5 protein-coding genes are annotated in these 13,879 nt (G+C 58.4%); 4 read left to right on the forward strand and 1 reads right to left on the reverse strand.

Annotated features, from left to right (window positions below; all coding sequences use genetic code 11):
- Positions 1–25: 25 nt before the first annotated feature.
- The gene (locus SINAC_RS06560) at positions 26–1,375 is read left to right on the forward strand and encodes a c-type cytochrome (protein WP_015244897.1); all 1,350 of its coding nucleotides are present in this window, start codon (positions 26–28) and stop codon (positions 1,373–1,375) included.
- A gap of 143 nt (positions 1,376–1,518) precedes the next feature.
- Here the strand turns inward: SINAC_RS06560 and SINAC_RS06565 are convergent, their stop codons facing one another.
- Entirely contained in the window at positions 1,519–2,772 is a 1,254-nt protein-coding gene (locus SINAC_RS06565; protein ID WP_015244898.1) for a dipeptidase, read from the reverse strand.
- 1,001 nt (positions 2,773–3,773) lie between these two features.
- Here SINAC_RS06565 and SINAC_RS06570 point away from each other — a divergent pair.
- The 3 genes from SINAC_RS06570 to SINAC_RS06580 all read left to right on the forward strand — a co-directional run bounded on the left by SINAC_RS06570 (position 3,774) and on the right by SINAC_RS06580 (position 13,854).
- The gene (locus tag SINAC_RS06570; RefSeq protein ID WP_015244899.1) at positions 3,774–4,829 is read left to right on the forward strand and encodes a hypothetical protein; all 1,056 of its coding nucleotides are present in this window, start codon (positions 3,774–3,776) and stop codon (positions 4,827–4,829) included.
- Positions 4,830–5,067: 238 nt separating this feature from the next.
- On the forward strand, positions 5,068–6,117 hold the full coding sequence (locus SINAC_RS06575; RefSeq protein ID WP_015244901.1) for a hypothetical protein: 1,050 nt from the start codon (positions 5,068–5,070) through the stop codon (positions 6,115–6,117).
- Positions 6,118–7,158: 1,041 nt separating this feature from the next.
- Positions 7,159–13,854 (forward strand): RHS repeat-associated core domain-containing protein, encoded by a 6,696-nt coding sequence (locus tag SINAC_RS06580; protein WP_015244902.1) that lies wholly within the window; start codon positions 7,159–7,161, stop codon positions 13,852–13,854.
- Positions 13,855–13,879: the final 25 nt, after the last annotated feature.

Below are 13,879 nucleotides of genomic sequence, written 5' to 3' on the forward strand. Positions count from 1 at the left end.
CGGCGGGTGCCGGGGAGGTCGACCGATGAATAGGTCTTTGCGAATCCGTGGATTTGTCGTCGCCGGTATTCTGCTTCTGAGCCCATCCTGGTCCTCCGGCGATTCGCCCGACCCGGCCGCCGTCGAACGGGGTCGGGTGGCGCTGACCTCGACCGGTTATTTGAAACCGGGCTGGAGCGGTGCGGCGTATCGTCGCGCGGGCTCACTCTGGGGCGAGAACGCTCCTGCTGCGGACACTCCCGCCGACGCCTATGCGGCCGCGTTCAACCAGCGCTATGGCCTGCACCCGGCCCCCTTTCCCAACGACGGCCTTCCCATGGGGCTACGCCGCGCAGGTGAGAAGTCTGGCATGCAGATTGACTGCATGGTCTGCCACGGCGGCTCGATCGGGGGCCAGAGCTATGTCGGGTTGGGCAATACAACTCTCGATATGCGAGCCTTGCTCTACGACCTGACTCGTGCTGACGATCGTCGGCTCCCACCCAGTCTCTTTCACCTCAACACTGCGCGGGGCACCGTGAATGCTGGGATGATCTCGGCGGTCCTCCTGAGCGTGCGCAACTCCGACCTCTCGGTGCGCAAGATCCCCCTGCCCCTCGGCGCCAATCTCCCGGAACTCGATGTCCCACCGTGGTGGCACCTCGCCCGCAAGACGACTATGTACTACGACGGCAGGACCGACGCGCGCTCGGTCCGGTCGATCTTGCAGTTCTTCCTCGCGGAGAAGTCGCTCGAGGAACTGAAGGAGCTGGAGCCGACGTTTCGCGATATCCAAGCCTACATGAAGAGTCTCAAGCCACCCAAGTACCCGTTCGCGATCGACGCAGCGAAGGCGGAGCGCGGGAAAACCGTCTTCGCGAAGACCTGCGTGAAGTGCCACGGCACCTACGGTCCGGACGGCCACTACCCGAATCGCGTCGTCGAATTGGCGGTCATCGGCACCGATCCTGCGCGGGCCCAAGGGCTCTCCGACCGGCTCGTCGCGCATTACAACACGACCTGGCTGGCCGAGGACTACCCGGCCGATCCCGAAATGGTCGGTTATCAGGCACCTCCTCTGGACGGCATCTGGGCCACAGCCCCCTACTTGCACAACGGGTCCGTCCCCACGCTCGCCGCGCTCCTCAAGTCGGTCGATCGACCTGCGCGGTTCAAGCGACCCCCTTCGACTGGATTGGAGCACTACGATCAGGTTCAAGTGGGTTGGAAGTTCACGGTCGTCGCCGACCCCCCTTCCCCGCCGCTCCCTCCGTTTGAGGCCCAGTTTATCTATGACACGTCACGCTTCGGACTCAGCAACGGGGGACACCGCTTCGGTGACGATCTGGCGGACGAAGCGCGATCGGACCTGATTGAATATTTAAAGACGCTCTGATGCATGGCGGCCGGCCGTGAATCACCTACCGGGATGATGGGGGAAGTCTCGACGATTCGTTCATTCCGAACCGGCCGGGCGGGTTGAATTCAGCCCGCCCGGCCGTTGGAAAAGTGGCTCAGCGTGGAGCTCTGGCCAGTTTCTCAGTCCTTGCGCGACCGTGTCGGTTGATCGACCTCCGGTTGCCTTGTCTGCTGAAGCTTCAACGCGACTTTGCCCGCTTCGCGAAATGCGCGGAGGGCGTTGCCGCCGAGGATTTTCCGGACGTCGTCGTCGGAGTGGCCACGCTTCAAGAGCTCTTCGGTCAGACGGGGAAAGCAGGACACATCCTCGAGGCCGACCGGCCAGGAGGTGATCCCGTCAAAGTCGGAGCCGATTCCGACATGGTCGATTCCGGCCACCTTGATGATGTGCTCGATATGGTCGGCGACGTCCGAGATCGTCCCGCGCGGCATTTTGTACGCGTCGGTCCACGCCGACATCGCCTTCCTGAACTCGGCGGGGTCCGGGTATTTCTCCCGCAATTCCTGGCGAGCCTTGGCGGTCTCCCGCGCTGCCTCGGGGACGACGAAGCCGGAGTAGAAGTTGACCATGATGACGCCTCCGTTGCGGGGCAATTCCTTGAGGATGTCATCGGGCACGTTTCGCGGGCTCGGGGCGATGGCGAACGCGCCTGAGTGGCTGGCGATCAACGGGGCTTCAGAAACGCGGAGGGCGGCGGCCATCGTTTCGGTAGAGACGTGGGAGATATCCACGAGCATCCCGACTCGGTTCATCTCGCGGACGACGCGCTCGCCGAAGGGAGTGAGGCCGTGGTGCCGGTGGACGTCGGTGGCGGCGTCGGCCCAGTCGAGGGTGACGTTGTGGGTCAGCGTCATGTAGCGGGCTCCCAGGCGGTGAAAGGCCCGGATCTCAGCCAGATCGTTCTCGATTGCGACTCCCCCCTCGATACCGATCAACGAGGCGATCTTGCCCTCCTTGACGATGCGCTCGAGGTCGTCGGCCGAATAGGCCATCGCGAAGTCATCAGGGTAGCGCTCAACCATGCGGTGGACGAGGTCGATCTGATCGGTGACGGTTCGCGCCGGGTTGGGCTGCCCGCTCGGGATGTAGACCGACCAGAATTGCGCTTTGACCCCCCCCTCACGAAGCCTGGGGATATCAGTCTGGGTCGCTTCGAGCCGCTTGGAGAGGTCGATCTTCTCGAACCGGACGTCGCCGAGGTCGCGGAGGAGCCAGGGAAGATCGTTGTGTCCGTCGAACAGGATGGCGGAATCATGGACGCGTCGGGCCCGCTCGGAAACTTCGGTGAGGGGGGGCGCCGCGGCGGCTGAGGTCGTGGCGACGACCAGCCAAACCATTCCGAGATTGGTGAGTCCTCGGTACTTCCCATTCATAATGACGATGCTCCTACCCTCGTGATACGATCCCAATCTCGGTAAGGCGTCCCTTGACGAGGAGAGGCGGGACGGCCCACTTATTCTGCGGTCGGGACGGTCGCGGGACAACGGCCAGGGGGGATCGAGTCGGCCGAATCGTGGTCTCCTCCACGCGAGAAAACGACGGTTCCGTGAGCCTGGGTTCGAATTACGCCAAGTCCCCTGGCGGGAGGACACCCCAATCCGTTAGACTCTTCCTCTTCTGCTCCGGCCGAGTCGGCGGGAGTGCACACAAATCAATCGACGAGGTGTCCTGTGCCGTTCCGTCCTCGCAAGAAGAAAATGCGTCAGGCCAAGTACTCACGCTGCAAGCGATGCGGCGGCCAGGTTCGTAAGCACATCGCACGCTGCAAGAAGTGCTCGGAAGCGCAGTAAGGTTTTTGGGATTTGAGGGGGAGGCGGATGCCCGGAATCGGTGATTCCCCCTCTCCTTTTTTTTCTCTTGTTTCTTGAACTGCCGAGTCACTCCCCCGTCGCTCTGCTCGTGTGACCACCTCACGAAGCCGGAGAACTCTTGCGATCGACTGTCCCATTCTCATGGGCCGTCAGATCGTTCTTTTTTTGCGCCTTGTCGCAACTCAACAAATGAGTCTCGAGCCGGGGCCGACTGCACGTCCCCCCTTCTGTAAAGCGGATACGGGCCGCTATCGCTGCTTTAGCCTTCGCTTACGACAAGCTTGACCTCGCCACCTTTCCCCCTTGGTAAAGGGGATCACCGAGGTGAGATGTCGGCGGTCGTACTCGAGCGGTACTTCCTTCCATGCTGGTCTTGATCCCGGTGATCGTCGATTCGCCAACGATGGCGGCCTGACTCTTGTCGTAGGTCGCCTCGTTTGTTAGTTTCGGCCATCAGCCTCCTACGGGCTCGGACCGGAGCGAGGGCGATCACCCGTTTTTTAGACTTGAGTGTCCCGCTCGGTCGGTCGTCCGTTGGCATCCCTTTTGAGGAAACCAAAGAGATGAGCCAGAGCTTGAGGACCATTGTGACGTCTGCCTTGGTGGCGGCTGCATGTCTACTTCTGGCGGAGTGGGCCGTTGCTGCCGACCCGGTCGAAGGACCCGTGGAGCCGACGCGCGAGTTCGAGATCAGGAACGATCGCGCGGTGCTGGCCGGCAAGGAGATCGATCTTTGGGGCCTCAGGTGCGGCAACGCGTTGCTCAGTGACACGGTTACTGAGCGTCATATTAACAATTTCGATAATATGGTTGCCCACGGGATCAACTTTCTGGGCCTCTACATCCAAGGGTCCAATGGCGGATGGCCCGACATTGATGCGGGGCTGAACGGCTATCGGCGCGATGGTCGCCTCAAGCCGGACGTCGCCCGCCGCTTGGAGTGGCTGGTTCGCGAAGCGGATAAGCGGGGAATGGTCGTCATGGTTGGCCTCTTCTCGCCCCGCAAAGATCAGGATTTCTACGATGAGGCGGCCATCAAACGCGCCGTCGAGGAGACAGGCCAATTTCTTGTGCGTCGTAAGCTCAAAAATGTTTTCGTCGACATGATGCATGAATATGACCATCCCGAACGAATCGACCACGAAATTTTCCGCGAGCCCGGGGGTGAGGCCAAGAAGGCCAAGCTGACCGCCTGGTTCAAGGCGGTCGCCCCCGACATCGAGGTCGGCGTCTGCCCGACGCACAAATCGGGAACGGCCGACACCTACCCTGGCATGGACGTGCGAATCATCCAGAAGGAGGCGGAGATTCCGTCCCAGGGTTTTGTGGTCAACGTTGAGACCCACAAGCAGGACGCCTATCAGAACGACGGCTGGTTCAACGATGGGCACAAAGCGGCCATCTTTGCCGACTGCGAACGCTACCTGAGGGCGCCCAACGCCGTCATGCTTTTTCACAGCGCCTATTGCCAGGGAATCACGAATTTCAGCGGCACGGCCCCCCACCCCGAGATGGGTGGCTACGGCACCGGACCCACCGACCGTGGCATCCGGTTCTACTACGAGTGGGTCCGGGACAACGTCGGCCGTTACGAGTACCCCCGGCACATCTCCAAATAGTCCATGCTCTGATTGTCCTCGGACAATAATGCCATCGCTCGCACAGGGGCTTGGAGCTTCTATGCGAGTGGAGTGAACGTCCTGATGACCGGCGGGCATGTGCAATTCGTCACGAACCGCGCGAATGTCGCCACCTGGCATTCGATCCCCATGCGGAGCGGCGGCGAGGTCATCTCGTTCGACTCGCTCTGACCGGCCTCGAAATTTGAATATCTTTTCTTGTTTTGGAGTGGACGAGATGCCGATGACGCGCACCCTGGGAGCGATCCTCGCTCTGGTCTCCCTCTCCGGGTTGCTTAGCCCCGGCGTGGCATGGGTCAAGGCCGATACCCCGGCGCCTCAGCCGACCAAGGAGTTCGAGATCCGGGACAATCAGGCTTTTTTGGGGGGGCAACCGGTCAAGCTCTGGGGGATTCGCTGCAACAATGCGCTGATGAGCCCGGCCGTGACCGAACGGCATATTCGCTGCCTCGACACGATGACAGCCCACGGGATCAACCTGATCAGTGTCGCCCTCCAGGGCACGAATGGCGGCTTTCCCAGCGTTGACGCCGGGCCCAACGGATACCGGAGCGACGGCACCCTTCGCCCCGACTTCGTCGATCGACTCGAAGAACTGATCCGTGAAGCGGACAAGCGGGATATGGTTGTCGCCCTCTACCTGCTCCAACCGCGCAAGGATCAGGAACTTCGCGACGAAGCCGCAGTGAAGCGGGCCATGGAGGAGACCGGTCGATTCTTGACCGAGCGGCGTCTGAAGAATGTTTTCGTCAACCTGATGCACGAGTTCAGCCATCCCGTGCGGGCCGACCATGACATCCTCCGCGAGCCTGACGGGCCGACGAAGAAGGCCAAGTTGGCCGCCTGGTTCCATGCGACCGCTCCCGACATCGAGGCCGGTGTCTGCCCGAACCACAAGTCAGGCTCAGCCGTCGACTATCCGGGCGTGCAGATCCGCTTCTTCCAGGAGGAGATGCCGATCCCCGAGCAGGGCTTCGTCGTCAATGCCGAGACTCACGACAACGATGAACCAGGAAACGAAGGCATCTTCAACGCGTTCCATCTCGATTCGATGAAGAAGGATTGGGCGAACTACCTGACGCTCCCGCGCGGTGCCATGATCTTCCACAGCGCCTACGGCGAAGGAGTCAGCACGGCAACCGGCACGGGCCCGAATCCCGAGCGGGGCGGCTACGGCTCAGGAGAGAAGGATCGCGGGGTCCGGTTCTACTACGATTGGCTCCGCGAAAACGTCGGCCGCTGGGAGTACCCCAAGCACGTCAAGTAGGAGCGGCCGTCCCGCGCTTCGCGCTAGCCGACGCATGATCCTGAGCAGGAGACTGGTGGGACTTGGGTTGCGTTCTGTGCCCAAGTATCGAGGTCCCTGATATTCAGGAACAAGGTGTCCCATCGAGCGATTTTCGTGTGAGCTGTGTCTCTTTTTTCAGAGTGGTCCGAGCGGGTGAACGTGACTCAAGAATGACCGTCGCAAGAGTTCAACTCTAACCAGACAACGGCGTCAGCCCTGGGGTCGTAGGTGCCCCGCCCGCTTTTGAAGCGGAGACTGCTCCAACGCATGACGGCTGCCGCCTTGATCTGTCATCTCGCGCTCCGATGAGCGAGGGCCTTTCATCTCCGTCGTCACGAATCGATGAGATGACCTGCGTACGTAACCTCCCCACGGTGCGATTCATCACTCCGAGTTTGGTCGGCCACTGACAGCAAACCCACGCGAAGCCGCCGACGCTCACAGGGAGAGTTAGCCCCCTGAGTGGCCATCTTGGCAGCGCAGGTCGTAAGGTAAAGTAACCGGGCCACGCTTCGTAGCGCTCGGCCGACCTTTGCTCACTACCGTGTCATTTTATCAAAAACGTCCGACTGACGGTTATGGCCTTGCAGGCTAGCCGAAGCCCTTCCGTGAAGAATGAGATAAGCGATCTCAACTAAGCATGTATCATGGTTCACGCTAGGCAGTAAGCCTAAAAATACGTGAATCGAGAAATTTTTTTTCGCTATAACTTTTGTTATTCTGGGTGTTTAAGTGTTTTTCGGATATCTTGGTGACGCCATCCTGTGAGTAGTCTCTTGCGAGCGCCAGCGCAACAATTCATATTGGCCCATCGCTGATCTAATTTTCAGGGATGCATGTAAGAAAACACGCTCCCAAACAAAAATAGTCAACGGAATTCTACGCAAATACTGAACTAGCAGAAGAATTCGCGTTTGCTGTTCTTATTCGTCCTTGACCGAAGACTCTCCCCCCCGGTCTTCTTCTCGGCATTGTTGCGCGCCGAGATAGGTGGCCGGTCCACGATCCAAGGACACCACCATGAGCCGTCGTCGCCAGAAGTCCTACCAGAGCTCCTTCGATGCTCTGGAAGCGCGAATTGTACTGGGGTATTTCTCGAGCGGTCCCATTGAGGAGACCCCCCTCCCTACGGGGCCGACCTGTTGCCCCGGTAGCCCAATCTACTCGCCTCAGCCCAATACCGGAGCTGGGCCGGCAGTTGCGACGACCAAACCCGTGCGCAGCTTCGATGGTACCCCGCTCATCTTTACGGCCGATCTCCAGGCGAGTGCGTCCCCGTTTGGACAGTCCTGGGGCCATACCCGGACCTGGAGCGGGTTGAATAATTCTGGCCCCAACGGCAACGGCTGGGCCATCAGCGAACTCCCCTATATCGTCGTCGCCGGAGGCACGAACGGGGCGTCAACTCCTGGCGGGACCCCTGGTACCGGCATTATGCCAGGTACAGGGCAGGACGATCGAATCACGGTCGTCGCGGGCGGCACCACTGCGTTCACGTTCTCAATTCCTGGCACCGGCCCGTATACCTCCTACGCCCCATGGGGTGCTGAGCCGAGCAAGCTTGAGTATATCCCCAACCCTTCGCCGGCGCTCCGTTTGACCGACCCCCAGGGAAACGTCACCGAGTTCTATGACGTCCGCCGCGATTTGAACGGCAAGCCCGTCGCCGGCTCGATGGCGGAGAATCTGGCTCAGAAGTACGGCCGATTCAAGAGCTACACCTCGGCCAATGGTTCAACCAAGAGCACTGCCAGCTACGACTCCAGCGGGTCTCTGACGAGCGTCACCTTCAACGATACCGCCACAGGTGACGCCGGACGGCTGAGCTACGCTTATGCAACCGTGACCAATGATCTGGTCACGGCCGTGGTAGGGACGCCGGCACAACTCTTGGCGAGCGTCACACTCCAGCGCCCCGACGGGTCAGGCAGCTGGAAGGCTGTGCAGCGTGCTCAGTATACCTACTACACGGGGCGGGTCTCCAACGGCATGGGGGGGTGGCAGAACGACCTCAACGGCCGCCTGGGTGACCTGAAGTTGGCTGAGATCGAGAATGCCATCGTCTCAGGAGGATCGACCACCTGGTACGGGGTCGAGAGCAAATACTATCGCTATTATAAGTTTACTGGCGAGTCGAACAACGTTACGTCGAAAGGACCGACGAACAACGCCGCCACGACTGGCGGCCCGAGCCCGATCCAGCCGGCGTTTGGCGCTTACAATCCTAATGCACCCGCCGCTTCCGACATGCTCCTCTTCAGCGGGCTCAAGACCGTGATTGAAGGCGAATCGTTGGCGCGGTTGGCCGCCGCTGTCCCAGGCTATCAGGCAGCGTCAGACACAACTCTAATGGCGTATGTGAACCACTTTTTCAAGTACGAGCGATGGGCTGATCATGTTGGTGCAGATGGCAATGCAGAAACCTTCGGGGCAGACTCATGGAACTCTAATAATAACTATTTCTTGCGGACTGGCTACCGCATGGGCAGTCGGTATCGAGTTGTCGAAGAGGTTGCACAAGGGGCCGGATGCTCAGCCTGCACCGGTGGTCAAGGCACTTACAAGTACGAGTACGCCGCCAATAATTTTGACAAAACTTATGCATATGAGACGACTGCTATAGGCTACAATTCGATTGAGTATAATACCTGGCGAATGAAGACCACGGAGTTTCTGCCGAATAATACCACCGCTTGGGGGGACAACGATCGTCAGATCGTCTACACGAACGAAGTCGGCCAGGCTCTTTTGAGTGTATTCGTGGACGTCGATCGCGTAAGTTTGGCTGTGATGGATATGCAGGCACCTTTAATGTCAAGCGGTGGTGCTGTGATTACGCTCACTGTTCCCAGCCATCCCTACAGCACTGGAGACCGCATTGCCATAACCGGCGTTCTTCCGCAATTGTATAACGGTGTGTTCACCGTGACTCGGGTCAACGCCAACACACTTCGATTCACTCTCCCCTATAATTATTATGGTCCTGGCATAGATGGCTCCATGGTCGTGCCAACGCCGTATTTCGACCAAGCCACGGTTACCCGTGTGATTGGCGAGTGGGCGACCTACTATCGGTACGACAACCAAGGACGATTGATCCTGCACGCCGAGCCGTCGGCAATTAGCGGTTACGATGATGCTTACAGCGATCTGTTGCATGAGGTTAGCGGCAACTATCAGTACCTCAACGACAACAGTGGCTTCATCCAGACATTCAGCTATTACACGAGTACGACGGCAACAGACATTGTCGCTGGCGGTGCCTCCGGCCTCCTGAAGAGCACGTACGTACAACGAGGAGAGGTCGGCACGCAGATCGTCCAGGGGGTTATGACCTATTACGCCCGAACCACGGGCGGGGCGACGGTTTATCAAATCGCCACCGACACGGTTTTCGGCCTGGACAGTGGAACCGCGCTTGACTTCTCCGACCGCAATCCTCGCACGACCAGCTACGCCTACACCTGGTTCACAGGCACGAATCAGGTCGAGTCGACGACCGTCCGACTGCCTGTCATCTCATCGAACCAGTACGGGCCGGGCACTGCGGACGTCATGACCGTGGTCAATGACAAGTACGGGCGGCCAATCTGGACCAAGGACGGTGGCGGTTTTATCAACTTCATTGCCTATGACTCCCTGACAGGGGCTGTCGTCAAGACGATCAGGGACGTTAACACGACCCGGACAAGTGACTTCACGGCCCTGCCAAGCGGTTGGGTGACGCCCGTCGGCGGCGGCTTGCACCTGATCACGCGATCTGAGGTTGACGGCCTGGGACGTACGATCAAGGAAATCGACCCCAATGGCAACGTCACCTATATCGTTTTCAACGATGCGCAGCACGAGTATCGGATCTACCGTGGCTGGAATGCAACAACGCACACCACCACCGGACCGATCGAGGTCATACGCGAGTACCGCCCCGTTGCGGGCGCCCCTGCAGGGCAGCAAGCGGTCTATTACGAGGTCTTGACGACCAACGCCTCTCCCACGTTCAACCTCGTGACTGGCGCTCCGACGGGTCAGGAGATCATCAACGGGAGTAACATCCAGAGCCTTCGCAGAGACATCACCAATAGCGGCGGCCAGATTATTGAGTCCGATGTTTACTTTTCATTTGCGGGACTCACCTATTCTGTTTCAACGGCTCAGCTCGGCGCCGCGAGCAACAATAGCACAACCGGAAACTACCATGCCGACATCTATCACTATGACCAGCGTGGCCGCCTTGATCGGGTGTTGAACCCGACTGGTACCATCACACGCACAGTTCATGACGACCTGGGGCGGGTTGTCAGTGTTTGGGTTGGCACCAACGATACAGGCGCAACCGATTTCGATCCGCATGGTGCTGGTGCGCCTAACAATATGGTTCAAGTTAGTGGTTACGTGTATGACAACGGCGGTGTCGGCGACAGCAATCTGACCAAGGCTACGCTCTATCCCGGTGGAGGGGCCGCCGCAAGAGTCACTGACTATTTCTACGACTGGCGAGACCGGCTCATCGCGAGCAAAGTCGGCGTCCAGGCGAGCGAGGCGACTGACGTTAATCGGCCGATCACCTATCTGACCCTGAACAACCTGGGCCAGACGATCGTCAACGAAGTCTTCGACGGTGATGGCATCACCATTACGGACGCCAATGGTGATGGTGTTCCCGACAAGCCGAATTCGTCGTTCCGGCGTGCTTTGTCAACGTACGATTACGACAACCAGGGGCGTCTTTTTCTGTCTAAGTCCTACGCTGTTGACCAAGTTACGGGAACGGATAGCTGGATAGCTTATCTTTTTGTAGGGTACTGGTACGACCAACGTGGAAATATTATTAGGCATCAAGTCCCGGGGGGGCTCACGCAAGAGATCGTCTACGATGGAGCCGGGAGGAAAGTTAAGATCTACACGTCTGATGGACGAGGTGGATCCGACTGGGATGATGCAAACACGCCCAATTTTGACCTCGTCCTCGAGCAAGTGGATTATCTGTACGACGCCAACGGCAACGTGCTGCTCACGACCACTTACGAACGAAGTCACGACGATTTATACCCAGGCGCACTTAGTAATCCGGTGTTCCCTCACGCCCCACGCGTTTCTTATGTCGCCAGCTACTACGACGCCCTCGATCGACCTACGGCCGTTGTCAATCTTGGCACCAATGGTGGATCGACCTATTTGTGGACTTCAACCATCCCCAATCGGTCCGACACGGCGTTGGTGACAAGTTACGATTACGACGATGCAGGATGGCTACGGACTGTCACTGACCCGCGTGGCATCGCCAGCAGGACGTTTCACGATGCCATGGGGAGGACGACCAAGACGATTGAGGCTTATACCAATGGTATCCCCACCGACACGACCAACAAGACCATCGAGTACACTTACAACGGCAATGGAAATCTCGTTGCCTTGAATGTCGTCCTGCCGGGGGGTGGCCGACAGACGACCGAGTACGTTTACGGTGTCAACACGACGGGGGGGAGTGCCCTCGTCAGCAATAATCTGGTGGCCGAGGTGCGCCACCCCGACAAGAGTACCGGCGCGGCCAGTGGGACCGAAAAGGAGGTCTTCACCTACAATGCCTTGGGGCAGGTCAAGACGGCAACCGATCGCAATGGAACGACTCACACATACACCTACGACGTACTGGGCCGCCAGATCTCCGACGCAATCACGACGTCGGGAAGTGGAATCGACCGGAGCGTCTTACGCCTCGAGACCACCTACGATGTTGCGGGCCGGCCGGTATTTCTGACAAGCTACAACGCAGCTAGCGGTGGTAGCGTGGTCAACCAGGTGCTTCGAGTCTACAACGGCTTCGGCCAACTTATTACCGAATACCAATCGCACAGCGGAGCAGTGAACACTTCTACGACACCGAAAGTCCAGTATGGCTATACGGCATCTTATGCAATCTACGGTCGCAACTTCAGCCGTCTTACCAGCATGACTTATCCTGACGGTCGGATCCTCCGTTACGGCTATACTGTCGGTATGGACGATTACATCAGCCGGATTGGCTACCTGGCTGACGATAATGGATCAGGTGGTGTCGGTATCCACCTGGAAGATTATAAATACCTTGGTCTGAATACCGTCGTCAGCCGCTCACGCCCCGAGCCTGGTGTGAGTCTGTCCTATATCAAGCGGACTGGTGAGTCGAACGGAGACGCTGGCGACCAATACACGGGGCTGGACCGCTTCGGCCGAATCATCGATCAGCGCTGGCTCAATCCCTCCACCGGCACGGCCACCGACCGATTCCAGTACGGCTACGATCGCAATGGGAACCGACTATACCGTGACAATCTGCTCGACTCAGCGATGGACGAGCTCTACCACGCCAGTGGTTCCGGCAACGGCTACGACTCGCTCAATCAACTGACCGGGTTCGTTCGGGGGGCGCTGTCGGCGTCTACACCTGGTGGTACTCTAGATACGGTTTCCAGTCCGTCGCGGAGCCAGGCATGGGACTTCGACGCATTGGGTAACTGGAAGAGCGTCTCAACCAACGGAACTTCCCAGACCCGGAACCACAACGCCCAGAACCAGGTGACCGGGGTTGGCGCTTCGACGTTGACCTACGACGCCAACGGAAACATGACGACCGATGAGACAGGGCGGAGGTTTGTCTATGACGGCTGGAACCGCCTCATGGAGGTAAAGAATTCCAACAATAACCTTCTGGTGGATTATACCTATGATTCTCTCGGCCGGCGGATCTCCGGCGACAATGGCACGGTGGTGCATCTCTATTACTCAGCCCAGTGGCAGATGCTTGAGGAACGAATCAGCGGAGTTGCCGTTGCCCAGAATGTATGGAGTCCGACTTACGTCGATGCCTTGGTGCTAAGGGATCGCGATGTCATCAGCGGCCTCGATGGAATCCTCGAAGAGCGGCTTTACGTCCAGCAGGATGCCAACTGGAATGTGACAGCAATCACGGATAGAACCGGAGCAGTGGTCGAACGATACATTTACGATCCTTATGGGCAGGTGAACGTTCTGGCGTCGAACTGGAGTTCGCGGGGTACCAGCGCGTACGGATGGGTATACCTTCACCAAGGTGGACGGTATGATGCCGGGAGCGAATTGTATAGTTTCCGGCATCGCGATTATTCTTCGATGCTAGGGCGTTGGACCAGCCAGGACCCAATCAGGTTTGCAGCAGGAGATGTGAATCTGTATCGCTATGTGAATAATTCGCCTGTGTTGCTAAACGATAGCTCAGGGCTTGCACCAAAAGATAAAAAATATGGATTGCCAGACCCATTCTGGAATTGGTATCACAGACAGTGCAAGAAAAAGGGCGACCTCGACGCTACAGCAGAGGAAGCCTTAGACCTTTACGAAGAGTGGCTTGACAAAGGCAAGCCAGGACCTGATGGAAAAGGGGGCAGGAAAGATAGAGGCAAAGGTTCAGGCGGTAGGTCAGGAGGCTCCTATCTGTCAATTCTTGGCCCAATTATCATCGATCAGCTCATAAAAGATAAAGATGCGTTGGCTGACATGCTTCAGCGGGCACCTCGTATTGGAGACGAGGTTATTGGTGGTAATGACGATTATGGGCGGCAAGGTGCTGATTGGGGGCCAAATTGGGTGCCAGATGACCCCAACGAGATCATTGGTGGCAATGATGATTATGGGCGAGGTGCTGATTGGGGGGAGGATTGCGGCGATCAACGGCCGAATCTTGGTGGCCATCGATTCTAACACTAGATGAGCAATATCAACTTGA

The organism is Singulisphaera acidiphila DSM 18658, from assembly GCF_000242455.2.
Taxonomy (GTDB): domain Bacteria; phylum Planctomycetota; class Planctomycetia; order Isosphaerales; family Isosphaeraceae; genus Singulisphaera; species Singulisphaera acidiphila.